19 protein-coding genes and 1 pseudogene are annotated in these 24,363 nt (G+C 68.4%); 7 read left to right on the top strand and 13 right to left on the bottom strand.

What is annotated here, in order from left to right:
- Positions 1–32 precede the first annotated feature (32 nt).
- The 5 genes from ybaL to FBQ73_RS10980 all read right to left on the bottom strand — a co-directional run bounded on the left by ybaL (position 33) and on the right by FBQ73_RS10980 (position 6,128).
- The gene (gene ybaL / locus FBQ73_RS11000) at positions 33–2,036 is read right to left on the bottom strand and encodes a YbaL family putative K(+) efflux transporter (RefSeq protein ID WP_138399512.1); all 2,004 of its coding nucleotides are present in this window, start codon (positions 2,034–2,036) and stop codon (positions 33–35) included.
- 475 nt (positions 2,037–2,511) lie between these two features.
- Complete coding sequence (locus tag FBQ73_RS10995; RefSeq protein ID WP_138399511.1) at positions 2,512–3,342, bottom strand: ATP-binding cassette domain-containing protein; 831 nt, start codon at positions 3,340–3,342, stop codon at positions 2,512–2,514.
- On the bottom strand, positions 3,342–4,289 hold the full coding sequence (gene ssuC / locus FBQ73_RS10990) for an aliphatic sulfonate ABC transporter permease SsuC (protein ID WP_246089654.1): 948 nt from the start codon (positions 4,287–4,289) through the stop codon (positions 3,342–3,344). The genes FBQ73_RS10995 and ssuC overlap by 1 nt, the downstream gene beginning before the upstream one ends.
- Positions 4,290–4,576: 287 nt before the next feature.
- Positions 4,577–5,542: a sulfonate ABC transporter substrate-binding protein gene (locus FBQ73_RS10985; protein ID WP_170218839.1), complete on the bottom strand. Its 966-nt coding sequence runs from the start codon at positions 5,540–5,542 to the stop codon at positions 4,577–4,579.
- Between the two features lie 52 nt (positions 5,543–5,594).
- Positions 5,595–6,128 carry a flavin reductase family protein gene (locus tag FBQ73_RS10980; protein ID WP_138399510.1) on the bottom strand — a complete coding sequence of 178 codons (534 nt, stop codon included), beginning with the start codon at positions 6,126–6,128 and terminating at the stop codon, positions 5,595–5,597.
- A gap of 196 nt (positions 6,129–6,324) precedes the next feature.
- Between FBQ73_RS10980 and ssuD the strand changes: the two genes are divergently transcribed.
- The 4 genes from ssuD (at position 6,325) to hisS (ending at position 11,035) form a co-directional block, all read left to right on the top strand.
- Positions 6,325–7,533 carry an FMNH2-dependent alkanesulfonate monooxygenase gene (gene ssuD, locus FBQ73_RS10975; RefSeq protein ID WP_138399509.1) on the top strand — a complete coding sequence of 403 codons (1,209 nt, stop codon included), beginning with the start codon at positions 6,325–6,327 and terminating at the stop codon, positions 7,531–7,533.
- Between the two features lie 702 nt (positions 7,534–8,235).
- A complete protein-coding gene (locus tag FBQ73_RS10970) occupies positions 8,236–8,907 on the top strand; it encodes a L,D-transpeptidase (protein WP_138399508.1) in 672 nt (223 codons plus the stop codon).
- Positions 8,908–9,081: 174 nt separating this feature from the next.
- Positions 9,082–9,306 carry a hypothetical protein gene (locus FBQ73_RS10965; protein WP_138399507.1) on the top strand — a complete coding sequence of 75 codons (225 nt, stop codon included), beginning with the start codon at positions 9,082–9,084 and terminating at the stop codon, positions 9,304–9,306.
- Between the two features lie 199 nt (positions 9,307–9,505).
- Positions 9,506–11,035 (top strand): histidine--tRNA ligase, encoded by a 1,530-nt coding sequence (hisS, locus tag FBQ73_RS10960; RefSeq protein WP_138399506.1) that lies wholly within the window; start codon positions 9,506–9,508, stop codon positions 11,033–11,035.
- 94 nt (positions 11,036–11,129) lie between these two features.
- On the opposite strand, the gene FBQ73_RS10955 is transcribed toward hisS, so the two are convergent.
- Entirely contained in the window at positions 11,130–11,654 is a 525-nt protein-coding gene (locus tag FBQ73_RS10955; protein ID WP_138399505.1) for a GcrA family cell cycle regulator, read from the bottom strand.
- 742 nt (positions 11,655–12,396) lie between these two features.
- Between FBQ73_RS10955 and FBQ73_RS10950 the strand changes: the two genes are divergently transcribed.
- The 3 genes from FBQ73_RS10950 to FBQ73_RS10940 all read left to right on the top strand — a co-directional run bounded on the left by FBQ73_RS10950 (position 12,397) and on the right by FBQ73_RS10940 (position 15,789).
- On the top strand, positions 12,397–13,605 hold the full coding sequence (locus FBQ73_RS10950; protein WP_138399504.1) for an aspartate aminotransferase family protein: 1,209 nt from the start codon (positions 12,397–12,399) through the stop codon (positions 13,603–13,605).
- Positions 13,602–14,531: an ornithine carbamoyltransferase gene (gene argF, locus FBQ73_RS10945; protein ID WP_138399503.1), complete on the top strand. Its 930-nt coding sequence runs from the start codon at positions 13,602–13,604 to the stop codon at positions 14,529–14,531. Before FBQ73_RS10950 ends, argF begins: the two co-directional genes overlap by 4 nt.
- 217 nt (positions 14,532–14,748) lie before the next feature.
- The gene (locus tag FBQ73_RS10940; RefSeq protein ID WP_138399502.1) at positions 14,749–15,789 is read left to right on the top strand and encodes an Hsp33 family molecular chaperone; all 1,041 of its coding nucleotides are present in this window, start codon (positions 14,749–14,751) and stop codon (positions 15,787–15,789) included.
- A gap of 89 nt (positions 15,790–15,878) precedes the next feature.
- On the opposite strand, the pseudogene FBQ73_RS10935 reads toward FBQ73_RS10940, so the two are convergent.
- The 7 genes and pseudogenes from FBQ73_RS10935 to FBQ73_RS10905 all read right to left on the bottom strand — a co-directional run.
- A pseudogene (locus tag FBQ73_RS10935) lies at positions 15,879–16,268 on the bottom strand (allophanate hydrolase-related protein); the annotation flags it as partial.
- An 81-nt stretch (positions 16,269–16,349) separates the two neighbouring features.
- Positions 16,350–19,895 (bottom strand): urea carboxylase, encoded by a 3,546-nt coding sequence (gene uca, locus FBQ73_RS10930; RefSeq protein ID WP_138399500.1) that lies wholly within the window; start codon positions 19,893–19,895, stop codon positions 16,350–16,352.
- 3 nt (positions 19,896–19,898) lie between these two features.
- On the bottom strand, positions 19,899–20,549 hold the full coding sequence (locus FBQ73_RS10925) for an urea amidolyase associated protein UAAP2 (RefSeq protein ID WP_138399499.1): 651 nt from the start codon (positions 20,547–20,549) through the stop codon (positions 19,899–19,901).
- 12 nt (positions 20,550–20,561) lie between these two features.
- On the bottom strand, positions 20,562–21,374 hold the full coding sequence (locus tag FBQ73_RS10920) for an urea amidolyase associated protein UAAP1 (RefSeq protein ID WP_138399498.1): 813 nt from the start codon (positions 21,372–21,374) through the stop codon (positions 20,562–20,564).
- A gap of 11 nt (positions 21,375–21,385) precedes the next feature.
- Positions 21,386–22,210, bottom strand: coding sequence for an ABC transporter ATP-binding protein (locus tag FBQ73_RS10915; protein ID WP_138399497.1), 825 nt, complete (start codon positions 22,208–22,210; stop codon positions 21,386–21,388).
- A complete protein-coding gene (locus FBQ73_RS10910) occupies positions 22,207–23,019 on the bottom strand; it encodes an ABC transporter permease (RefSeq protein ID WP_138399496.1) in 813 nt (270 codons plus the stop codon). Before FBQ73_RS10910 ends, FBQ73_RS10915 begins: the two co-directional genes overlap by 4 nt.
- 233 nt (positions 23,020–23,252) lie before the next feature.
- Complete coding sequence (locus FBQ73_RS10905) at positions 23,253–24,356, bottom strand: putative urea ABC transporter substrate-binding protein (RefSeq protein WP_210236745.1); 1,104 nt, start codon at positions 24,354–24,356, stop codon at positions 23,253–23,255.
- Positions 24,357–24,363: the final 7 nt, after the last annotated feature.

The raw sequence follows: 24,363 nt of genomic DNA, 5'->3' as shown, positions 1-24,363 counted from the left end.
TGCAATTGCAACTTATTCGCATTTAAGTCGGCCTAGCCTTTTTCGTTCTGCTCCGCCACGGCGCTCTCCGCAAGAGCGGGAACCGGGCCGGGGGCGGATTCCGGTGTCGAAAGCGGCGGCTGCGTTGCCGCAGGTCCATTGAGGCCCGCCGGCACCATGGCCGGGGAGGGGGATTGCACCGGCGCCGTCCCGGCCGTGGGGACGGGAGCGGGCGTGACCGCGCTCACCTCCACCGCGCCGGCAGGTGCGTCGGGAGAGGGGGAGGCAGCCTCGGCCCCGGTGCCCGCGGTGCCGGCGGCCTGCACGGCGGCGGCGAGGTCGGCGTCGCTGCGATCCAGCACGTGGGCGAGCATGCCGCGCGCCACCTCGCGCTCGCCCATGATGATGAAGTCGGCGCCGCCCTGGCGCAGGTGCTCCACCTCGGCGTCGGAATGGGCACGGGCGACGATCTCGATGCCGGGATTGATCTGCCGGGCCTTGCGCAGCACGCCGCTGGCCTCGAAGCCGTCGGGGATGGCGAGGATGAGCCGCTTGGCCCCCGCCACGTTGGCGGCGGTGATGGCGGCGGGGGACGCGGCATTGGCGTCCACCACCTCGATGTCGCCGCGCCGCAGCACCTCGACCCGGTCGTCCTGGTCCTCCACCACGAGGAAGGGCAGGCCGGCGGCCTTCAGTCCGTCCGCCACCAGATGACCCACCCGGCCGTAGCCCACCAGAACCGTGTGCGCCTGCTGGCTGGTGACCGGCAGGGTGGGCGCGGGCGGCGCCTTTTCCGCCGGGGTCGCAGCCTCGGCCGCCGCTGCGGCCGCCTTGGCGGCGGAGGCCGACACCGCCTTCGCCCGGTAGCGATCCAGCGCCAGGAAGAAGAACGGATTGATGAGAATGGAGATGATCGCCGCCGCAAGGATGAGGTCGCGGCCTTCCTCCGGCAGCAGATGGAGGTCCACGCCCAGCGCCACCAGGATGAAGGAGAATTCGCCGATCTGCGCCAGCGAGGCGGAGATGGTGAGCGCCGTGATGTTGCCGTAGCCGAACGCCCGCACCAGCAGGAAGGCGGCCAGCGACTTGCCGAACAGCACGATCAGCACGGTGATCAGCAGCGGCCCCGGGCTCTTGATGATGATGGAGGGGTCCACCAGCATGCCCACGGAGACGAAGAACAGCACGGCGAAGGCGTCGCGCAGGGGCAGCGTCTCTTCCGCCGCGCGGTGGGAGAGCGGCGATTCACTCAGCACCATGCCGGCGAAGAAGGCGCCGAGCGCGAACGACACCCCGAACAGCTTGGCCGAGCCGAAGGCGACGCCGAGCGCGATGGCCAGCACGGCGAGGCGGAACAGCTCCCGCGAGCCGATATGGGCCACCCAGTGCATGATTCCGGGAATGACGCGCCGGCCCACCACCAGCATCAGCACCACGAAGCCCGCCACCTTGGCGAGGGTGATGCCCAGCGTCACCCACACGTCGTCCCCGCCCAGCCATTCGGCGGTGGGGGTGGCCACCACGCGCCCGCCCAGCGCCCCGGAGAGCGCTGGCAGCAGCACCAGCGCCAGCACCATGGCGAGGTCTTCCACGATGAGCCAGCCCACCGCGATGCGGCCCTGCTCGCTCTCCACCATGCGCCGTTCCTGCAACGCTCGAAGCAGCACCACCGTGCTCGCCACCGCCAGGGCGAGGCCGAACACGATGCCGGCGCCCAGGCCCCAGCCCAGCGCATAGGTGAGGCCGATGCCCATGAGGGTGGCGACGCCGATCTGCAGCACCGCGCCGGGAATGGCGATGGCCTTCACCGACAGCAGGTCGCTGAGGGAGAAATGCAGGCCCACGCCGAACATCAAGAGGATGACGCCGATCTCGGCCAGTTCCAGCGCCATGCTCTGGTCGGCGACGAAGCCGGGGGTGAAGGGGCCCACCATGACGCCGGCGAGCAGGTAGCCCACCAGCGGCGACAGCTTGAAGCGCTGGGCGATGGCGCCGAAGACGAAGGCGAGGACGAAGGCCCCGACGAGTGTCGCAATGAGCGGCGTTTCGTGGGGCAATGGTCGTCCTCCGTCGGGCAAAGGGGCACCTCGCGCCGGATGCGCGCGTGAGCCCGGATTTGGGATGAGGGCAGTTCAGGCGGAAGCCCCTGCCAGCGCTACCAGTATCCCGCATGAACGCGGCACTGTCATGGCACAGATGCCGATGGGGCAGGTTTTTTCGGCTTTTCGGGGGGAGGGGCGGCGTTCCCGGCCGACTGCAACGGAGCGTCGGTGTACAGGAAGAAGAGCCGCTGTAACCCCCTCCCCCGCAAGCGGGATAGGGGCTGGGCCGCTTCTCGCTATCGTCGCCCGCCGGCTTGACCGGAGGGTCCATCTCGCCGCTTGTCCGGCCCCCGCCGTTTTGTCCCTGAGAGCGTCTTCCCGTCGGGGCCATGGGCCGCCCGGTCAAGCCGGACGGCGACGGTGGTCGGGGGACGTCGTCCCAGTGTAGCTTCCGGACTGAAGGAGATCGCGCCCGCCCGCCGCGCCCGCCTCACACGGCGGCGAGGATGCGCTCGTGCAGCCGGGCGGCTTCGGCTCCCGTGCGCCCGCCGCGGGGCAGATCAACCGGCACGTCGAGGGCGATCTCGCCCTGCCGCAAAACCACCACCCGGTCGGCCAGCGAGACCGCCTCGGCCACATCATGGGTGATGAGCACCACGGTGAAGCCGTGTTCCTTCCAGATGCGCTCGGTGAGGCGGTGCATCTCCACCCGGGTCAGGGCGTCCAGCGCGCCGAACGGCTCGTCCAGCAGCAGCACGCCGGGGCGCGACACCAGGGCGCGGGCCAGCGCCACGCGCTGCTTCTGCCCGCCGGAGAGCACAGAGGGCCATTCCCGGCCGCGATCGGCAAGGCCCACGTCTTTCAAGGCCGCATGGGCCTTCTCGCGCCAGCCGGGGCCGCGGGCGATGCCTACGTTGCCGATGACGCGCTGCCACGGCGCGAGGCGGGCGTCCTGGAACAGCAGGCGCACCTGCGGCATCAAGCCGGTGACCGGCGCCTCGCCGATGCGCACCTCCCCGGAGGTGGCGGTGTCGAGCCCGCAGATGAGGCGCATGAGGGTGGTCTTCCCCCCGCCCGAGCGGCCCACCACGGCGAGGAACTGGCCGGCGGGCACGTCGAGGTCGAGCCGGCGCAACACAGTGCGGGCGCCGAAGCTCTTCACCACATTGTTCAGGCGGATGCGCTCGCCCTGCCAGCGCTCGGCGGTGGCGGTTTCCGGAAAGCGCGGGCTGCGGAAGGTCTCGCGAATCTCCACCTCCCGGCTCTCCCTGTCCCGCAGGGCGGCGGAGATTTCGGCGTCGCTGGCGGCAAAGATTTCCATCACGCAACTCCCTTGCCGCCGGGCTGGTAGGCCGGGTTCCAGGCCAGCGCGCGCTGCTCGATAGCCCGCGTCAGGCTGTCGGCGAGCTTGCCGAGCAGGGCGTAGGCGAGCACGCCCAGCACCACCACGTCGGTCTGGAGGAATTCGCGGGCGTTCATGGTCATGTAGCCGATGCCCTCGGTGGAGGAGATGGTCTCGGCCACGATCAGCGTCAGCCACATGATGCCCAGCGCATAGCGCAGGCCCACCAGCACCGAGGGCAGCGCCCCCGGCAGAACGATGCGTGTGAACAGGGCGGCCGGGGAGAGCCCGTAGACCCGCGCCATCTCGATGAGGCCGGAGTCCACGTTGCGGATGCCATGGTAGGTGTTGAGATAGATGGGGAAAGCCACCCCCACCGCCACCAGAAAGATCTTGGCCTCCTCGTCGATGCCGAACCACAGGATCACGAGGGGGATGATGGCGAGGTGCGGCACGTTGCGCAGCATCTGCAGGGTGGAATCCAGCGCGGTTTCCGCCGGCTTCCACACCCCGTTGAGCACCCCGAGCGCGAAGCCGATGCCGCCGCCGATGGCCAGGCCCGTGAGCGCCCGGCCGGTGGAGACGGAGATGTTGGAAAGAAGCGTGCCGTCTCTCAGGGTGCGCCAGAAGGCGATGGCCACATCCCCCGGTGCCGGCAGCACGCGGGAGGAGAGGAAGCCGAGGCTCGCGGCCGCCTGCCACACGGCGAGGATGGCCAGCGGCAGCGCCCAGGGGGCGAGCGACTTCGCCAGCGATTTGCCGAGCGCCCGCCCGGTGCTTGCCAGCCGCGACCGGCCAGCGGCGCCGGCCGCATCGTGACGTTCCGCCTGCGCCCCGGTGACCGCTGGGACACGGCTCGCCGGCACGGTGCCGGCAGCCGCGCCTTGCGTGAAGGCGATGGCTTCGGTGGGGCCGGACAGGCTCATGGCGGATCTCCTCGGAGAATGTTTGAAAACTCGACCGGTCGGGGGCTCTCGCCGACCACTGAGGTGCTCAGCACCGTCATGGCCGGGCTTGTCCTGGAAGTTGGCTGTTGCCGACTTCCGTCCCTGAGAGCGGAACCCGCAAACATGCGGGTTCCGGCCATCCACGCGGTGAGGCTGGGAACGATTTTCGCGGGTCTTCGCAAGCGGTTCGGCGTGGATGCCCGGGACAAGCCCGGGCATGACGGCGGGATTGCCAGAGTGCCTGCCGTGCGTTTTCAAACGGGCGCTCAGGATTTGGGTGCGCGCAGGGCGTCGGCGATGCGGATGGGCTTGGGGATGAGGCCCAGGGCGAAGAAGGTGTCCGCCACCTTCTGCTGCTCCGCTGCGACCTGGGGCGTCAGCGGCTTCACGTCATACTGCTGGCGGGCCAGCGCCACCTCTAGGATGGGCGCGGGAATGCCGATGAGGGGCGAGAAGGTCTCGGCCGCCGCCTTGGGGTTGGCCTTGGTCCAGGCGCCGATCTCGGCGACGCCGGCCAGCACCGCGTCCACCACCTGCGGCGCCTGATCCACGAACGCCTTGGTGGAGAAATAGAACTGGTAGTTGGAGACAATGCCGGTGCCGTCCGCCAACTGCCGGGCCTCGATGGTCTTCTCCGCCGCCGCCTGGAAGGGGTCCCAGATGGCCCAGGCGTCCACCGAGCCGCGCTCGAAGGCGGCGCGGGCGTCGGCCGGAGTGAGATAGGCGGTCTTGATGTCGCTATAGGGCACGCCGGCCTTCTCCAGCGCCTTCACCAGCAGGAAGTGGACGTTGGAGCCCTTGTTGAGGGCCACCGTCTTGCCCTTGAGGTCGGCCACGGTCTTCAGCGGGCTGCCCTTGGGCACCAGGATGGCCTCGCCCTGGGGCGCGGCGGGCTCGAAGCCCACATAGACAAGGGGTGCGCCGGCAGCCTGGGCGAAGATGGGCGGGGCCTCGCCGGTGTTGCCGAAGTCGATGGCACCGGCGTTCAGCGCCTCCAGGAGCTGCGGGCCGGCGGGGAACTCGGCCCACTTCACGCTGTAGCCCAGCGGCTTCAGCTTCTCCTCCAGCAGGCCCTTGTTTTTCAGGAGGATGAGGGTGCCGTACTTCTGGTAGCCGATGCGGACCACCTTCTCCTGCGCCAGCGCGGGGGCCGACACGAGGCCCGCGGCGAGGCCGGCGGCGAGGAGGAGGGAGGTGCGGCGGGTGATGCGGCGGGTGATGCGGCGGGTCATGAGGCGATCCTTCGGGAATGACGCGGGGCGGTCGGCGAGCTGAAGGCCGGCCTCAGTCGGCGAGGGAGCGATAGCCGCCGGCCCAGTACAGCAGCGGCTGCGCGCTTTCGGTGATGCGGGAGGCCACCACCCGGCCGATAACGATGACGTGGGAATGCCGCTCGATGGCGTCCTCCAGCACGCAGTCGAAGGCGGCCAGCGCATCCGCCAGCACCGGGGCGCCGGTTTCCAGCCGCGTCCAGTCGCCGCCCTGATAGCGCTCGGCGCCCTTCAGCCCGCCCTTGCCGGCGAACTGGTCGGCGATGGCCTGGTGATGCGGGCGCAGTACGTTGATGGCGAACGCCCGCTCCTGCAGCACCGGACCGATGGAGGAGCCGCTGCGGTTGATGGTGATGAGCAGGGTGGGCGGCTCCACCGACAGGGAGGTGACCGACGTGGCGGTGAGCCCGGTGCGCCCGTCGCCCACGCCGACGGTCAGCACGCTCACGGCCCCGGCCAGCTTGCGCATGGCGGCGCGGAAGGCGAGCGCGGCGTCGGGCAGCTCGGGCGCAAGGGCGGGGGAGGCGACGGACGTATGCGCGTTCATGAAAGTGGCCTTCTGGACGGCGCGCGACGGCGCCGGGGCGTTCGGGAGCCTCCGGATCATTCCGGAGGGCATCGGGTGGAAAAAAGGATAGACAGCGGCCAACTCATTAGTCAATAAATTCGATGAAGTTTATTGAATTAAAAAAGGGCCAGCCCCGGGGCGTCCCGGCGGCCGTGCCCTCAGCCAGGAGCCGATCATGTCGAGTGCCAAAACCGCGAGCGCAGAGCCCACCCTCACCCCGGCGAGCGAAGCGAACGTGCTATGGTTCCTGCCCACTCACGGCGACGGTCACTATCTCGGCACGTCCCACGGGGCGCGGGAGGTGAGCCTGGGTTACCTCAGGCAGATCGCGCAGGCGGCGGACCAGCTCGGCTACTACGGCGTGCTCATCCCCACCGGGCGCTCCTGCGAGGACAGCTGGATCGTCGCCTCGGCGCTGGCCGGGCTCACCGAGCGGCTGCGCTTCCTGGTGGCGGTGCGGCCGGGCCTCCTCTCCCCGGCGGTGGCGGCGCGCATGACGGCGACGCTGGACCGCATCTCGGGCGGGCGGGCGCTCGTCAACGTGGTGACCGGCGGCGACCCGGAGGAGAACAAGGGCGACGGCTTCTTCGCCGACCACGCCGAGCGCTATGAGATCACGCGGGAATTCCTCGACATCTACACCCGCCTGCTGAAGGGCGAGGAGGTGACCTTCACCGGCAAGCACCTTCAGGTGGAGGGCGGCAAGCTGCTCTATCCCCCGGTGCAGCAGCCCCATCCGCCGCTGTTCTTCGGCGGCTCCTCCGCCCCCGCCCACGAGGTGGCGGCGCGGCAGGTGCAGAAATATCTCACCTGGGGCGAGCCGCCGGCGCTGGTGGCCGAGAAGATCAAGGACCTCAAGGCCCGCGCCGCTGCGGTGGGCCGCGAGCTGACCTTCGGCATCCGCCTCCATGTCATCGTGCGCGACACCACGGCCGAGGCCTGGGCAGCGGCGGACAAGCTGATCTCCTATATCGACGACACCACCATCGCCGAGGCCCAGAAGGTGTTCGCGCGCATGGATTCGGAAGGCCAGCGGCGAATGAGCGCCCTGCATGGCGGGCGCCGCGACAAGCTGGAGGTGAGCCCCAACCTGTGGGCCGGCGTCGGCCTGGTGCGCGGCGGCGCCGGCACCGCGCTGGTGGGCGATCCCGCCACGGTGGCCGAGCGCATCAAGGAGTATATGGCGCTGGGCATCGATACCTTCGTGCTCTCCGGCTATCCTCACCTCGAGGAGGCCTATCGCTTCGGCGAAGGCGTGCTGCCCCTGCTGCCGCTGGCCGCGGGCACCGGCGCCCCCAAGGTGGTGACCAACCATCGTGGCCCGTTCGGCGAGATCATCGGCAACACCATCGTGCCGCAGGAGCGTCGCGTCTCGGCCTCCTGAGCCCGGAGAACGCCCGCCGCTCGGCGTTCCGGGCGGCGGTGTTGGCCTTGCCGTTCACCCTTGCAGACTTCGCTTCGCAGACTTTGCGCAGGACCGCCTCGGCCCGCGACAGCCTTGACGCGGGTGATGAGCCGATGACCGGGGCCGGTGCGGGTGGGCTCGGTCGGCTTCAGGCCTGCGACAGCACCGGGCGCGGCCACACCGTGCGAACCTTCAAAAGTCCGACCGTTCGACCAGCCCCGCCCGCGACCCCTCTTCCGCTTTCGGGGAGGGCAGGGGGCAACGCAGGCGCCCGCGTGGCGCCGTTGGCGGCGACGCGCCATTGGAGAGGCAACCTCCATCCCCGCCGGCCTTCGGCCACCTCCAAATCGGCCGGGTGAGTGTGTTTGTCGCGCTCCGCCGCGCTGTGGAGGCGGAAATGCCCGGCATCCTGCGGGCGCCGCCTTTCACATTTCCGCGATGTCGTTCACCGCAAATGTGTGGCGCAAAGGCCACCCCGCAACGCAGCATAGATGGTACATCGCTGCCCATGAGGTCTTGCGGCCGCGCCATCCGCTGCGCCTTCAGGCGAAGCCGGTGATGCGCCGTTAACCTTAACGCCACATGTGCAAGGTTCAATGCAACGGACCGGTGGGCGAAACCCGCGCCCCGGTCCGCGCGTTGATGCGTGCAGAGATTCGTTTCGTTCCGAGTGGACAGACCATGGCCCTGAAGTTCCCCCCGGCAGATCATTCCTCGACGCCTGAACGCCTCACCCGTCGCCTGTTCGTGCTTGGAGCGCCTCTGGCGCTCGCCGCCTGCGTGACCAATCCGCCGCCGGCGCCGCTCAGCCGGTCGGCCATGATGTATGGCCCGGTGGAGGGCGAGCCCTTCCCGGTGGACGAGGTCGACATCTCCGAGGTGGATCCCCGCTTCCTGCGCCAGGAAGTGCCGGCGCCCGCGGGCTTCGCGCCCGGCACCATCCTCGTCGATATCAACGAGCGCTTCCTCTATCTCATCGGTCGCGACGGCAAGGCCATCCGCTACGGCGTGGGCGTGGGCAAGGAGGGCTATTCCTTCCGGGGCTGGGCCACCATCAAGCGCAAGGAAAAGTGGCCCCACTGGACCCCGACGGCCAACATGGTCCGGCTCCAGCCGGCCCGCTACGGACCCTACGCGGCCGGCCTGCCCGGCGGCGAGACCAACCCGCTGGGCCCGCGCGCGCTCTATCTCTACGACGGCGACCGCGACACCCTGTTCCGTATCCATGGCACCATCGAGCCGTGGAGCATCGGCCAGCAGGTCTCCTCCGGCTGCATCCGCCTGCTCAACCAGGACATCATCGACCTCTACGAGCGCGTGCCGCTCGGCACCCGCGTCTATGTGAGGGGGTGAGGGGGCGGTCTTGCGTTTTCATGCCCCGGCTTGTCCGGGGCATGTATCGATTAGCCACTCCTTGGTGATGCGCGGCTAAAGTACAGGTTATTTTTGTGGGTCTGCCCTTGACCATAGAGCATTGCCTACCACCTAAGGTGGAATGGTTTTTTTGTTACTTGGTAAGGGTAGCCGGTGTTCGATCGCAGTGCTGGTCCGTTTGCGGTTTGTCATGCGCACAACGGGATGCCGTTCCCTCATGCTAAAAACATTGAAGCGCTTGCAAATGCGGTAAAATTTGCCCGGTATCACCACATGCGTTGCGCTGAGGGTGGCGGGATGTCGCCCGCGCTCGCGCTTATTGACGGCAGTGGCAACATGGCGCCTCTGGGCGAATTTGACGGACAGTTCCTTGACTGAACGCTGCGATAGATACTGAAAAATCTATGCGGCGAAAGTCTTGGGTGCATCGGCTAAGGCGGAGAGGGCCTCCCCCTCCCCAACCCTCCCCCGCAGGCGGGAGAGTGGGCACCACCAGCCCCAAACTTGCCGTTCCGGCCCCCGTCCTCTAAGACGCCCCAACCCTTTGTGAAGATACCGGGACGGGCTCCCAATCCCCATGGCCAAAGAATTCAAGCCGAAGGCGCGGCTCCCCCGCGGCCTCGTCGACCGCACCGGCGCGGAACTGTCCGCCACCCGCGCCATGCTGGAGAAGATCCGCGCCGTCTATGAGCTGTACGGCTTCGAGGCGCTGGAGACCCCGGCGTTCGAATATACCGACGCCCTCGGCAAGTTCCTGCCGGACCTCGACCGCCCCAACGAGGGCGTGTTCTCCCTGAAGGACGACGACGAGCAGTGGCTGTCCCTGCGCTATGACCTGACAGCGCCGCTGGCCCGCTACGTGGCCGAGCATTTCGAGCAGCTGCCCAAGCCCTACCGCTCCTACCGGGCCGGCTACGTCTTCCGCAACGAGAAGCCCGGCCCCGGCCGCTTCCGTCAGTTCATGCAGTTCGACGCCGACACCGTGGGCGCCCCCTCGGTCGCCGCCGATGCCGAGATCTGCATGATGGCCGCCGATACCCTGGAGGCGGTGGGCGTGCCCCGCGGCGCCTATGTGGTGCGGGTGAACAACCGAAAAGTGCTCGACGGGGTGATGGAGGCCATCGGCCTCGGCGGCGATGAGAATTTCGGCCGCCGTCTCACCGTGCTGCGCGCCATCGACAAGTTCGACAAGTTCGGCGTTGAAGGTGTCGAACTTCTGCTCGGCCCCGGCCGGCGCGACGAGAGCGGCGACTTCACCAAGGGAGCGGGCCTAAGCCAGCGCCAGAGCGCGGTTGTGCTGGCCATGCTCACCGGCACCGGCCTGCGCGCCACCGATGTGGGAGTTGAAGTCGAACTCGACGGTGATGTGGAACTCGCGGCGGCTTTGGCGTCCAATTCCGCCTTCCTTGAAGGCATGGCGGAGCTGCGCGACATCGCCGCGCTGGTGGCTGCGGCGGGCTATCAGGACCGGGTGAAGATCGATCCCAGCGTCGTGCGCGGCCTGGAATATTATACCGGCCCCGTCTACGAGGCCGAATTGACCTTTGAAATCAAGGATGAAGACGGTCGACCAGTGCGTTTCGGCTCGGTGGCCGGCGGCGGACGCTATGACGGCCTGGTGGCCCGCTTCCGCGGCGAGAAGGTGCCGGCCACGGGCTTCTCCATCGGCGTCTCCCGCCTGCTGGCGGCCCTGGCCTTCCTGGGAAAAATGGATGCAGTGGAAGGGGTTGGCCCGGTCGTGGTGCTGGTGATGGACAAGGAGCCGCACCGCCTCGCCGACTATATGAAGATGGTCGCCGACCTGCGCGCCAACGGCATCCGGGCCGAGATGTACCTGGGCGGCGGCGGCATGAAACCGCAGATGAAATATGCCGACCGGCGCGGCGCGCCTGCGGTTATCATCCAGGGATCAAACGAGAAATCAGCCGGCGAGGTGCAGATCAAGGACCTTGTGGAGGGCGCGAGGATCGCCGCCTCCATCGCCGACAATGCGGAATATCGCGCCGCCCGCCCGGCCCAGTTCGCGGTGAAGGAGGAAGACCTCGTCTCCGCCATCCGCGACGTGCTGGAACGCCGCGCCGCGCCCACGCTGGGGCTCGCGGACTGAGCTTTCCGGACCGGCTGCCGGAGGGGAAATCCCCTCGTAATCTCAATGTATTGCAAGAAGGGCCGGGGTGCCTCTTCCCCGGCCCTTTGCGTTTTCAGAGAAAGGCGAGCCGCCGGTCCCGGCGGCGATCCTGCACAGGCTGGTAGGCCATGCGGGCATGCACGGTGCAATAGGGCGTGCCCGGATTGCTCTTGCCGCCACAGAAATGAAAGCTCTCCGTGCCCGGCTCGCCCAGGGGCCAGCGGCAGGTGGACTCGGTGAGATTCATGATGGTGCAACGCTGCGCCATGGGCACCACGTTGTCGGCCGCCTTGGGGGCGGGGGCAGGTGCCGGCGCCTCTTCCGGCATCTCCTCCGGCTCGGCCGCGAGCGCGGTGTTGCCGATGGTTGCGGGGCGGTTGGGACGGGCCTCTGGCCGCTCGGGCCGGTCCGTCTTGCTGCGCGGGCGGGCGGGCGCCGGGGTCGGCGACTTGGCCCGGCCGGACAGGCCCAGCCGGTGCACCTTGCCGATCACCGCATTGCGGGTGACTTCACCCAGTTCAGTTGCAATCTGGCTCGCGGAGAGGCCTTCGCTCCAGAGCTTTTTCAAGAGTTCGACGCGCTCGTCAGTCCAGCTCATCGCTCTTCTCCATTTGCCGCATTTGAAAGCCACCGGCACCGGCGCTTGCCGGCGTCGCGTGGGTCGGTCCGCGGCCCATGCTGGACCCCGGACGACGGCCGGCGAGAATGCGTCGGCCGAAAACGAGGGCGCCGGAATACGCGCGGCACCGAGGGGCCATCCCGGTCCGATCGCGGTGTGATCGGAAAAGCGGCCTCTTTTCATCATGTTGGAGACGGATTGGTCGATCAGGCCTTGCAACCTGAACGGATCCGGCTCCTGCCAACCCGCCCCCCGACCGTGTTGGGTGGCACGTGAAGCCGGACTCCTTCCGCATTCCCGCACGCTTTCGCGCACAGGCTCGGCCCGGCTCTGCAAGGTCCTGGAAATGCGTTCCTGGCGTCCCTCGCGCACGACATCTCGTGGCTGACGAGGGATAACCTACAATATGGCTGGTGCGCACAACAGAGTCGGTGATGGCGTCAAGGCCGTTTTCCCCAGCTCCTTAAGGCTCCGTTAATGCCGCAGGTTCCATCGCGCACCCGTGTGCCGTGAAAACTTTCGTGGGGAAACGTCCGTGAGGCCAAAGAACCGGCTCCGGCCGCGCACGAGTTGACCTCTCGCCCATGATCATTAGAATCCATTGCTGTCGGGCCGCCCCCCGCTTGGGCGGCCTTTTTTGTTTGCGACGCACCGGTTGTCGCGTTTTGTTCGTCAACCGGTGCCACCTCAAGGGGAATGAACCCTTTTTGGGAGGTTTGAAGTGATCACCGCCGTTCTGCCGACCTATGCGCGCATCGACCTCGAATTCGAACGGGGGGAGGGCTGCTGGCTCGTCACGACGGACGGGCGACGCTTTCTCGATTTCACCGGCGGCATCGCCGTGAACGTGCTGGGCCACGCCCATCCCTATCTCGCCGAGGCGCTTTCCGAGCAGGCGAAGAAGCTCTGGCACACCTCCAACCTGTTCCGCATCCCCGGCGGCGAGAAGCTGGCGGATCGCATCAAGGCTGTGACCTTCGCGGACACCATGTTCTTCACCAATTCGGGTGCGGAAGCCATCGAGTGCGCCATCAAGATGGCCCGCAAATACCAGTTTGCCAGCGGCCATCCCGAGAAGAACCGCATCATCACTTTCGAGGGCGCCTTCCACGGCCGCACGCTGGCGACCATCGCCGCCGGCGGCAACGCCAAGTATCTCGAAGGGTTCGAGCCGGCCATGCCCGGCTTCGATCAGGTGCCGTTCGGCGACCTGGAAGCCGCGCGCGCGGCAGTGACGCCTGAGACCGCCGCCATCCTGGTGGAGCCGGTGCAGGGCGAGGGCGGCGTGCGCGTGCCCCCCTCCGGCTTCCTCAAGGGCCTGCGCGATCTGTGCGACGAAAAGGGCCTGCTGCTGGTGCTGGACGAGGTGCAGAGCGGCGTCGGGCGCACCGGCAAGCTGTTCGCGCACGAATGGGTCGGCGTCACCCCGGACATCATGGCGGTGGCCAAGGGCATTGGCGGCGGCTTCCCCATGGGCGCCTGCCTTGCCTCGGAAGAGGCCGCCAAGGGCATGACCCTCGGCACCCACGGCTCCACCTATGGCGGCAACCCGCTTGCCATGGCGGTGGGCAATGCGGTGCTCGATCTCGTGCTGGCCGACGGCTTTCTCGACCATGTGAACGCCATGTCGATGCGCCTCGTGCAGCGCCTCGCGGAGGTCAAGGACCGGCATCCGTCCGTCATCGCCGAGGTGCGCGGGCAGGGCCTGCTGCTGGGCCTGCGCTGCGCCGTGCCGGCCGCCGATCTCGTGGTCGCGCTGCGCGAGGAAGGCATGCTTGCCCCCGGCGCCAGCGACAATGTGGTGCGGCTGTTGCCCCCGCTCATCGTGAGCGAGGAGGAGGTGGGCATCGCCGTGGAGAAGATCGAAGCTGCCTGCCGGCGGATCGAGGACCGCCTCGTCGCCGCCCCGGTGCAGGGAGCGGCGGAATGAGGGGGAACGGCGTGCGCCATTTTCTAGACCTGTCCGAGATCCCGGCCGAGGAGTTGCGCCGGGTTCTCGAAGTTTCCAAGGACCTCAAGGCCCGGCGCAAGGCCGGCGAGGTGGACCGGCCGCTCGCGGGCAAGACGCTCGCCATGGTGTTCGACAAGCCGTCGACCCGCACTCGCGTGTCGTTTGACCTCGCCATGCGTCAGCTCGGCGGCGACACCATCATGCTCACGGGCCAGGAGATGCAGCTCGGGCGCGGCGAGACCATCGCCGACACCGCCCGCGTGCTGTCGCGCTTCGTGGACGCCATCATGATCCGCATCCTGGACCATGACGACCTCACCGAACTGGCCAAGCACGCCACCGTTCCGGTGATCAACGGGTTGACGCGCATCTCCCATCCCTGCCAGGTGATGGCGGACGTGCTGACCTTCGAGGAGCACAAGGGCAACATCCAGGGGCGCTCCGTGGCCTGGACCGGTGACGCCAACAATGTGCTGGCGTCCTGGGTCCATGCCGCCCAGCGCTTCGATTTCTCGCTCAAGGTCGCCACCCCGAAGGAGCTTTCGCCGCGCCAGGCGCTGAAGGACTTCGTGAAGCGCACCAAGGCGAAGGTAAAGTTCATGCGCGATCCCGAGGAAGCGGTGGAGGGCGTGGACTGCGTCGTCACCGATACCTGGGTCTCCATGGGCGACAAGGAGGCGGAGCGCCGCCACAACCTCTTGAAGCCCTATCAGGTGAACCGCTCGCTCATGGCGCGCGCCGACAAGGATGCCATCTTCATGCATTGCCTGCCCGCCCATCGCGGCGAGGAGGTGAGCGACGAGGTGATGGACGGTCCGCAGTCGGTGGTGTTCGACGAGGCGGAGAACCGGCTGCACGCTCAGAAGGGCATCCTGGCTTGGTGCTTCCACGCGGCGGGCGACTGAACGCGGGACGCCGACGCGGGATAAGATCCGGACGAGCGCGGTCCGGGGTGTTCAGGCTGACCGATCCGGGGGCATCTTCCGCCGGCGGGGTCGGGTGCCTATATGCCGGCTTAACCCTTCCGGGCCGGGTGGCATCTGGCCGCGCCAGCGTCTGCCGGATCCTTGGCTCGCGGCCACGGTCTGTCCTGCCCGGCCCATCGTTTCGAGGAGTCCCCCAATGAGCGGCGAGCGGTCCCGCGGCGAGCAATCCCGCGGCGAGAGACACGGCAGCACCCGCCAGGCTGCGCCCGAAGCGGCCCAGGACGATATCGTCACCGCCTTTCAGGTGGATGCGCTGGACCTGCGCGGGCGCACCGTGCGCCTCGGCGCCACGCTGGACGCCGTATTGGCGCACCATGATTATCCGGCGGCGGTGAAGCGCGTGGTGGGCGAGGCGGTGACGCTCGCCGTGCTGCTCGGCTCGTCCCTCAAGTTCGAGGGCCGCTTCATCCTGCAGACCCAGACCGACGGGCCGGTGGACATGGTGGTGGCAGACTTCGTCACCCCCGACAAGATCCGCGCCTATGCGCGCTTCGACAAGGAGGCTCTGGCCGAGGCCGAGCGGCGCAACGAGACATCGCCCGCCGCCCTCATCGGGCGCGGCCACCTCGCCATGACCATCGACCAGGGCATTTCCGCCAACCGCTACCAAGGCGTGGTGGCGCTGGACGGCTCGGGTCTGGAGGAAGCGGCGCACGAATATTTCAAGCAGTCCGAGCAGATCCCCACCCGCGTCCGCCTTGCCGTAGGCGAGGAGATGAAGGCCGGGGGCGCGGCATCGTCCTGGCGGGCGGGGGGGCTCCTGGCCCAGTTCCTGCCGCAGGATGCTTCCCGCTCCCGCATGTCCGACCTTGCGCCGGGCGATGCGCCGGAGGGCACCACGCCCCACGCCTTGGACGAGGACGATGCCTGGGTGGAGGCGCGCTCCCTCGTGGCCACCCTGGAGGACGTGGAGCTGATCGACCGCGACCTCTCCAGCGAGCGGCTGCTCTATCGCCTGTTCCACGAACGCGGGGTGCGGGTGTTCGATCCCTCGCCCATGGCGGCCCATTGCTCCTGCTCGCGCGAGCGGGTGTCAGGCGTGCTCGCCTCCTTCTCCAGCGAGGAGCGGCGCGACATGATCCAGGACGACGGCCATATCGCCGTCACCTGCGAGTTCTGCGGCCGCGTCTACAAATACAGCGCCGAGGAAGTCGTCGGCGGGCAGCCGGACGCCTGACGAGCGCGGCGGCCGCCTGGTCTCCTCTCCCGCAGGGGAGGGGGGCATCCCCCGGCTGGGCCGGGGGATGAGAAGGCCAGCGCGTGGCCCTATCCGCGCCGCCGCTCCATGTAGGCGCGCCAGCCGCCGAGCGCGGTGATCTCCTCGGCCCGCTCCACCGCATGGGCCTCGCACAGGAAGCCGGGCACTTCGCTACCGTCCTCCAGCCGCACCTTGCCGATGCCAAGGGGCGCGGGGATGCGGGAGACGAAGCGGCCGAAGGCGGCCGGGTCCAGCGCCCACACCTCCACCTCCAGCCCCGGCCCGGCAAAGCCCGGCGCGCGCACCACGCCCGGCTTCTGGGGCGTGGTGTCCGGCAGCACGAACAGCCGGTAGTCCGGCGCGGTGCGGCAGCTTTTCACCAGCACGCCGCCGGCCTCCGTGAGTTCCGGGTTGAGCGGCATGCCGGAGAGGTGCGCGCCCACCACGGCGATGGGCACCGCCTCCCGCGGGCTGGTTTCGGACGGGCGATGTCCGCTGAGCGGCAGATCGGTCGTCATGAGCTTTCCTCTCAGCTTTCGTCACAGGGCTTCGAGCACGCAGACCACATCGCCGGACCGCACGGTGCGGCCGGGGACGGCGCGGATTTCCCGCACCCGCCCGGCGGCATGGGCGGTGATGGAGATTTCCATCTTCATGGATTCGATGATGGCGATGGTTTCGCCTGCGGCGACCACCGTCTCCTCCTCCACCAGCACCTTCCAGACATTGCCGGGCACGTTGGCGGCGACGCCGAAGCAGCCGTCCGGCATCTCGCCCTCGCTGAAGGGGCCGGCGCCGTCCTCCACCACGAAGCTGTCGAGCCCCTCCGCCTTCCAGCGCGCGCGCTCGGCCTCGAAGGCCCCCTGCTGGCGAGCCTTGCCGGCGGTGATCTCGCCGGCATTGGCGGCGAGGTTCGCGGCATAATCGGCGTAGGAGAAGCGGCCTTCCTCGATGCGCACCGGATAGGCGCCATGGGGGAAGGCCTCGCGCGCCTCCATCAGCTCCTGATGGCTCACGGGGAAGAAGCGGATCTCGTCGAAGAAGCGCAGCAGCCACGGGGTGCCGGGCTCGAACGCGGGGGTCGACCTCCACGTGTTCCACATCTGGATGGTGCGCCCGAACAACTGGTAACCGCCCGGCCCCTCCATGCCGTAGATGCACATGTAGGCGCCGCCGATGCCCACCGCGTTTTCCGGCGTCCAGGTGCGGGCGGGGTTGTACTTGGTGGTCACGAGGCGGTGGCGCGGATCGATGGGGGTGGCTACCGGCGCGCCGAGATAGACATCGCCCAGGCCCAGCACCTGGTAGCTGGCGCCAAAGATGATGTCCTTCACCGCCTGTTCGTCCGGCAAGCCGTTGATGCGGCGTATGAACTCGATGTTGGACGGGCACCACGGCGCGTTCGGCCTCACCAACTCCTGGTACTTGCGCATGGCAAGTTCCGCCTGCGGGTCGTTCCACGACAGGGGCAGGTGGACGACGCGGCTCGGTACCACCACGTCTTCGGCGCGGGGCAGGCCGCTCTCGATCTCGGCGAGGGCGTCGAGCAGCTTGGCGCGTGGCATGGCCGCGCCGTCGTAGTGGATCTGGAGCGAGCGGATGCCGGGGGTGAGGTCGATGATCCCCGGCAGGCGCGCCTCCTCGACCGCCTGCGCCATCAGGTGGGCGCGCAGGCGCAGGGCGATGTCGAGGTGCATGTCGCCGAATTCGACCAGCAGGTTGTCATCGCCCTGCCGGCGATAGACCACGCTCACCGGCCCATCGTCCCGCCGCGCGAGGATGGGGGAGCCGGTCTCCTCCGGCGCGCCGATGACCATCGGGCCGGCGATGGGGTCCTGCGGCCGGGGCAGGGCGACGAAGCGCACGGTGTCGCCGGGCTTCAATTGCCCCATCTTCCACTGCTCGTCGCGGGCGATCACCGCCGGGCAGACGAAGCCACCCAGAGAGGGGCCGTCCGGGCCGAGGATGATGGGCATGTCGCCGGTGAAGTCGATGGCGCCGATGGCATAGGCGTTGTCGTGGATGTTGGAGGGGTGGAGCCCCGCCTCGCCGCCATCGGTCCGCGCCCAGCGCGGCGTCGGCCCCATGAGGCGCACGCCGGTGCGGGCGCTGTTGAAATGCACCTCGTAGGTGGCGGCGAACAGGTCCGCGATGTCGTCGTCCTGGAAGAAGTCCGGCGCGCCGTGGGGGCCGTAGACCACACCGATGCTCCACTCCCGCGTCAGCGGCGCGGGCGAGCCGGGCACGTGGTCCGGAACCTGTGGCCGCGCGGCCTTAGGCGCGAGGTGGAGGGCATCGCCGCCCTTCAGGGTGCCGGTGGCATGGCCGCCGAAGGCGCCCAGGGCGAAGGTGGCACGCGAGCCCAGCACCACGGGGGCCTGGAACGCACCATTGACCGCCAGATAAGACCGCTGCCCCGGCCCCGAAATGGCGCCGATGGCCAGCACCTGCCCGGCCTTCACCGGGAAGGCGGCATCGTGGGGCGCTGGGACACCATCCAGTGTCGCCGGCATCAGCGCGCCGGAGAGGGCGACCACCGCATCGTCGTGGAAGCGCAGGGTCGGGCCGTTCACCGTCAGTTCCAGCGCGCATCGGGTCTCGGCATTGCCCACCAGCGCATTGGCCCGGCGGAACGAATACTCATCCATGGGTCCGGAGGGCGGCACGCCCACGTGCCACAGGTGAAGCCGTCCGGGCAGTTCCTGAAGGCTGGACTGGGCGCCGGGGACCAGCACCTCCACGCTTTCGGGCCGGAAGGCGAAATCCTTCAGCGCTGTGGTCGCCACCTTCGCCGACGCAAGCAATTCGGACGCCGCGATGGCGCGCAGATATTGCAGGTTGGTCTCGATGCCGCAGATGGAGGTTTCCGCCAGCGCCGCGTTCAGAGCCGCGATGGCGGCGGGGCGGTCTTCCCCGGTCACGATCACCTTGGCGAGCATGGGATCGTAGAAGGGTGTCACCTCGGTGCCGGTCTCGATCCAGCCGTCGATGCGCGCGCCGGCCGGGAACTTCACCTCGGTGAGAAGGCCGGCCGAGGGCTGGAAGTTTGCATGCGGGATCTCCGCATAGACGCGCACCTCCATCGCCGCGCCCTTCGGCACCAGTGGGCCGGCGGCGGCGATGGGATCTTCCCCGGCGGCCTGGCGGATCATCCATTCCACGAGGTCGATGCCGAACACCGCCTCGGTGACGGGATGCTCCACCTGCAGGCGGGTGTTCACCTCCAGAAAGTAGAACTCCTGCCGGGCCGGGTCGTAGATGAACTCCACCGTGCCGGCGCTCTCGTAGGAGACGCTCTCGCCGAGCTGCACGGCGGCGGCGTGGAGGCGGGCGCGCACGTCGTCTGAGAGGAGGGGGGCGGGCGTCTCCTCCACCACCTTCTGGTTGCGGCGCTGGAGCGAGCAGTCGCGCTCGCCGAGCGCGACGACCTTGCCCTTGCCGTCGCCGAAGATCTGCACCTCCACATGGCGCGCCTCGGCCACGAAGCGCTCCAGATACACCCGCGCATCGCCGAAGGAGGCGCGGGCGGTGCGCTGAACCCGCTCGAAGGTGTCGGCCAGCTCCTGCGGGGTGTGGCACAGCTGCATGCCGATGCCGCCACCGCCGGCGGTGGACTTCAGCATCACCGGATAGGTGATGGCCTCCGCCGCCTTCAGCGCGTCTTCGGCGCTCTCCAGCAGGTCGGTGCCCGGAAGCAGCGGCACGCCGGAGGCTTTCGCCAGCGCGCGGGCTGTGTGCTTCAGGCCGAAGTCCTTCAAATGCCCGGGCTTGGGGCCGATGAAGCGGATGCCTTCGTCGGCGAGGCGCTGTGCGAAAGCCACGTTCTCCGACAGGAAGCCGTAGCCGGGGTGCACCGCCTGCGCCCCCGTCGCCTTGCAGGCGGCAATGACGGCGTCCACGTTCAGGTAGCTCTCGGCGGCCGGGGCCGGGCCGAGGCGCACCGCCTCGTCCGCCTCCAGCACGCCGCGGGTGAAGCGGTCGGCATCCGAATGCACGGCCACCGACTTGATGTTCATGGCGCGGAGCGTGCGGATGACGCGGCGCGCGATCTCGCCGCGATTGGCGATCAGGACTTTGGTGAACATGGATCAGCCCTCCTCGCCGGCGAAGACGAGGACCTGGATCGGCGTCGGGTTGAAGCCGTTGCAGGGGTTGTTGATCTGCGGGCAGTTGGAGATGACGACGAGCACGTCCATCTCCGCCTTCAGCTCCACATAGTCGCCGGGGCCGGAGATGCCGTCCACGATGGCGAGTTCCCCCGAGGGTTCCACCGGCACGTTCATGAAGAAGTTGATGTTGGGCACTACGTCCCGCTTCGACATGCCGTGCTTCATCACCTCGATGACGAAATTTTCCCGGCAGGCGTGCAGATACTTCACCTGATGGCCGAAGCGCACCGTATTGGCCTCGCACGAGCAGGCGCCCGCCGAGGTGTCGTGCCGCCCGCAGGTGTCGGCGGTCACGGTGAGCATGAGGTTGCCCTCGGTGGAGATCAGCTTCGTGCCCGTGGACACATAGGCCGAGCCCTGCATCCGCAGGGTATCCTGAGAGGAATAGCGCTCGGAGAAGTCGTCGGCGCGGTAGAACAGGGTATCCACCGCCTGCTGGCCTTCCAGGTCCACGATGCGCACGCTCTCGCCCTTCTTCACCACGCAGGAGAAGGGGGCGTTGGCCGGCACGAAGTAATCGGCGATGGCGGTGGAGGCATCCCGCACCGGGGTTGCGAAGAACTTGCTCATGTCAGCCTCCCCTCAGCGCGCGGTGTTCTCGAAGCCGCGGACGGCTTCGATGGTGGCGGTGCGGCACAGGTCGTCCGCGGCCGGCGCGGGCGCGCGGAAGCGGATCGCCTCCACGGCGGGCGGGGCACAGTCGGGCGCCGGGTCGAGGGGGTGGGGGCAGTTGGACAGAGCGACGATGAGGTCCATCTCGGCGCGCAGGTCCACGAAGTCGCCGGCCTGCCGCTTGCCGTCCAGCCAGCGGAAGACACCGTCCGCATCGGTGCGCACGGGCGCGAAGAAGGTCAGTGCCGGGGGGATGTCGCGCTTGTCGTAGCCGAGCTTGCCGGCGGCGAGGATGAAGTTGTCGCGGGTGTTGCGCAGCACCTTGTCGCCATAGCGGGCGCGGTTGGAGGCGGCGGTGGAGCCGCCCACCAGCGCGTCGTGGAAGCCGGTGGTGTCCTCGATCAGGGAGAACATCACCCGGCCCATGTCGGAGAACAGCACGCGGCCCTTGCCAAGGGCCGAGGTCCACTGGACCTTCACCGTGTCGGCATAGTTCAGCCGCTCGCTCTTGTCGGCCGCCGACCAGGCGATCATGGAGACCGCCGCCGGGCCATGGGGCAGGCGGATGCGCAGGGCCTCGCCGGCCTTGAGCGGCGTCGACCAGTACCAGCCGCCCGGAAGGGTTTCGGCATGGATCACGGCGCCTTCAGGGATGGGGGCACCATCACGCGGCGTCGGACCGGGCAGGGCCTTCGGCGCGTGCTTCTGGCCGGCGGCCTTCAATTCGGCATAGCGGCGCTTGTTCTCTTCGATGAAGAGGCGGGTGTCCTCGGTGACGGTCATGTCGTGTCTCCTCAAGCCGTCTGGAGTGCCGGGTCGTCCCGGCCGGGTCCCGAGGGAATGGCCGGGTCGTCCCGGCCTGGGGTGGGTGATGCCTGCCTGGTCTTGCCGGCGATGCGGGTCGGCCAGACTTCGATGTCCTTGGCGATGGTGGCGCCGTAGCGGGCCTTCTCCTCGGGCCGGTTGCGGCGGCGCTCGAAGGCGATGATGCGGGTGGCGAGGGTGAACGCCTCTTTCAGGTCGTGGGTCACCATCACCACGGTCATCTCGCAGCTGTTCCACAGCTTCAGCATGAGCTGGTGGATGTCGGCGCGGATGCCGGGATCGAGCGCGCCGAACGGCTCGTCCAGCAGCAGGATCTTGGGCTTGCGCATGATGGCCTGCGCCAGCGCCAGGCGCTGCTGCATGCCGCCGGACAGCGCCGCGGGGTATTTGTCCTCGGCGCCCTTCAGGCCCACTTCCTCGATGAGGGCGCGGGCCTCCTCCTCCACGTGACGGCGGCGGGCGCCGAACAGGCGGCCGATGAAGGGGGCTTCCTCCATCTCGGCGGCCAGCACCACATTGCCCAGCACGGTGAGGTGCGGGAACACGGAATAGCGCTGGAACACCACGCCCCGGTCGGCGCCCGGCTCGCGGGCGATGGGCTTGCCGTCGATCAGCACCTCGCCGCGGGTCACGGTCTCTTCCGAGAGCAGGATGCGCAAAAAGGTGGTCTTGCCGCAGCCCGAGGGGCCGACAAGGGCGATGAAGGAGCGCGGCGTGAAATCGAGGGAGATGTCCTCCAGAACGATCTGGTCGCCATATTCCTTCCACAGGTGGCGCACGGCGATGGCGGTCATTTCGCGGCTCCAAACCAGGGGAAGAAGAAGCGGCGGGCGCGCACCAGCGCGAAATCCATGGCCACGGCGAGGAGGGTGATCCAGGCCACGTAGGGCAGGATCACATCCATGGCGAGATAGCGCCGCACCAGGAAGATCCGGTAGCCAAGGCCAGAGTCGGAGGCGATGGCCTCTGCCGCGATGAGGAACAGGAAGGCCGGCCCCAGCGACAGGCGCAGGGCGTCCATGAGGCGGGGCAGGATCTGCGGCAGCACCACGCGCAGAGCCATCTGCCAGGTGGAGGCGCCGAGCGTCTGCGCCTTGATCATCTGCTCGCGGGGTAGTTCCTCCACCCGCATGGCGAGGTCGCGGATGAGATAGGGCGTGATGCCGATGGTGATGAGCGCGATCTTGGAGGCTTCCCCGAGGCCCATCACGATGAACAGGATGGGCAGCAGCGCCAGCGGCGGCACCATGGAGACCATGGCCACGAACGGCGCGAGGAAGGACCGCACGATGGGCAGCATGCCCACGAGCACGCCGATGAAAAGCGCGATGGCGGTGGAGATGGCGAGCGCCGAGAACAGGCGTTCAAGGCTCGCCAGGGTGTCCGACCACAGCAGGTAGTTGCCGGTGCGGGCATCCGCCGTGAAGGCCACCTTGACGATGGCGTCGCCCAGCGACACGAGGCTCGGCAGCAGCTTGTCGTCGGGGTTCGCGGACAGGCGCTCGGCCGAGCCCAGCACATAGGCGAGGATGACCAGGGCAAAGGGCAGGATGGCGAGGAACAGCGCCGTTCCCCGATCCGGCCTGATGTTTACAAGGCGCATCAGCGCTGCTCCGAAAATTGGGTGGGATGGCAGCCCGGCTGGACCGCAGTGGCGCCCTCTCCCGCTTGCGGGGGAGGGCCGGGGAGGGGGCAGTTCTGCGGACGAGGCGCGGCGTGTGGCACACGATGCGGCGCCGTCTCCTCACCGGGCGCGGAAGGTGGCGGCAGGCCCCCTCCCAACCCTCCCCCGCAAGCGGGAGAGGGCTCAGGACGGGCTCGGTGGAGGAGTGCCCCTCAGAGCTTCCCGTCGGCGGCGAGCGCCATCCAGGTGTCGACGAAGCGGAACTTCACGTTCTTGGCGTCGCCCAGCACCTTGCCGTCGGCCAGCGCGATGCCCACCGCGTCGGCGGACTTAGCGTTGGAGCCGAGCAGGTTCTTCTCGAACAGGAACTTGCGCACCCGGTCCATGGTGGTGCCCACGGCCGGGGAGCGCACGAACTCCACCGCGTCCGACGCCTTGGCGAACAGCTTGGTGGCGGCGAGCTGGCTGTCGAAGCCGGCGAGGTCCGAGCCGGAGGCCTTGCCCATGGCGGCCCGTGCCGCCTTGCCGGCGTCGGTGTCGGCGGTGAAGAGGGCCGTGGTCTCGTACCAGATGCCCACCAACGCCTTGCCGAAGTCCGGGTTGTCCTTGAGCGTGTCGGAGTTGGCGACCATCAGGTCCATGATCTCGCCGGGGATCTTGGATGAGTCGAACACGTTGTGGGCGTTCTTGTCGGCGAGGATCTCGGACACCAGCGGGTTCCAGGTGACCACGGAGGTCACGTCCTTGGTCTTGAAGGCGCCGACCATGTCGGCGTCGGAGGTGTTCACCACCTTCACGTCGCGCTCCTTCAGCTTGATGCTCTCAAGGGCGCGGGCGAGCAGGTAGTGCGAGACTGAGAACTCCACCAGGTTCACCTTCTGGCCCTTGATGGCCGAAAGCTCCTTCTTGCCCTTCAGGATCACGGCGTCGTTGCCGTTGGAGAAGTCGCCGACGATGACGGCGGTGGTGTCCACGCCGCCGGCGGCGGGCACGGAGAGGGCATCCATGTTGGTGACGGTGAGGGCGTCGAAGGCGCCGGCCGTGTACTGGTTGATGCTCTCCACATAGTCGTTGAACTGCACGACTTCGATCTTGATGCCGTACTTGTCGGCCCACTTCTTCACGATGCCGGTGTCGTTGGCGTAGCCCCAGGGCATCCAGCCCACATAGATGGACCAGGCGACCTTGAATTCCTTCTTGGGCGCGGCGGCGGCCGGCTGGGCGGCGAGCGCAAGGCCCACCACGGCGGCGGCGCCGAGGGCGCGGGCGGCGAAGGATTTCAGGCGCTGAGCTGAGAACGAGAACGCAGTGTGCATGTAATTC

The sequence above is a fragment of the Xanthobacter autotrophicus genome, assembly GCF_005871085.1.
Lineage (GTDB): Bacteria > Pseudomonadota > Alphaproteobacteria > Rhizobiales > Xanthobacteraceae > Xanthobacter > Xanthobacter autotrophicus.
Note: the sequence above shows the minus strand (reverse complement) of the source record. Positions and strands in the feature narration are given on the sequence as shown.

Bases quoted from the DNA above. Each gene is read 5' to 3' on its own strand.
- FBQ73_RS10985 (WP_170218839.1), bottom strand. From the start codon at position 5,542: ATGACCCGCCGCATCACCCGCCGCATCACCCGCCGCACCTCCCTCCTC.
- FBQ73_RS10925 (WP_138399499.1), bottom strand. From the start codon at position 20,549: ATGAGCAAGTTCTTCGCAACCCCGGTGCGGGATGCCTCCACCGCCATC.
- hisS (WP_138399506.1), top strand. From the start codon at position 9,506: ATGGCCAAAGAATTCAAGCCGAAGGCGCGGCTCCCCCGCGGCCTCGTC.
- FBQ73_RS10905 (WP_210236745.1), bottom strand. From the start codon at position 24,356: ATGCACACTGCGTTCTCGTTCTCAGCTCAGCGCCTGAAATCCTTCGCC.
- uca (WP_138399500.1), bottom strand. From the start codon at position 19,895: ATGTTCACCAAAGTCCTGATCGCCAATCGCGGCGAGATCGCGCGCCGC.
- ssuD (WP_138399509.1), top strand. From the start codon at position 6,325: ATGTCGAGTGCCAAAACCGCGAGCGCAGAGCCCACCCTCACCCCGGCG.
- FBQ73_RS10910 (WP_138399496.1), bottom strand. From the start codon at position 23,019: ATGCGCCTTGTAAACATCAGGCCGGATCGGGGAACGGCGCTGTTCCTC.
- FBQ73_RS10915 (WP_138399497.1), bottom strand. From the start codon at position 22,210: ATGACCGCCATCGCCGTGCGCCACCTGTGGAAGGAATATGGCGACCAG.
- FBQ73_RS10980 (WP_138399510.1), bottom strand. From the start codon at position 6,128: ATGAACGCGCATACGTCCGTCGCCTCCCCCGCCCTTGCGCCCGAGCTG.
- FBQ73_RS10955 (WP_138399505.1), bottom strand. From the start codon at position 11,654: ATGAGCTGGACTGACGAGCGCGTCGAACTCTTGAAAAAGCTCTGGAGC.
- FBQ73_RS10995 (WP_138399511.1), bottom strand. From the start codon at position 3,342: ATGGAAATCTTTGCCGCCAGCGACGCCGAAATCTCCGCCGCCCTGCGG.
- ssuC (WP_246089654.1), bottom strand. From the start codon at position 4,289: ATGAGCCTGTCCGGCCCCACCGAAGCCATCGCCTTCACGCAAGGCGCG.
- FBQ73_RS10970 (WP_138399508.1), top strand. From the start codon at position 8,236: ATGGCCCTGAAGTTCCCCCCGGCAGATCATTCCTCGACGCCTGAACGC.
- FBQ73_RS10940 (WP_138399502.1), top strand. From the start codon at position 14,749: ATGAGCGGCGAGCGGTCCCGCGGCGAGCAATCCCGCGGCGAGAGACAC.
- argF (WP_138399503.1), top strand. From the start codon at position 13,602: ATGAGGGGGAACGGCGTGCGCCATTTTCTAGACCTGTCCGAGATCCCG.
- FBQ73_RS10920 (WP_138399498.1), bottom strand. From the start codon at position 21,374: ATGACCGTCACCGAGGACACCCGCCTCTTCATCGAAGAGAACAAGCGC.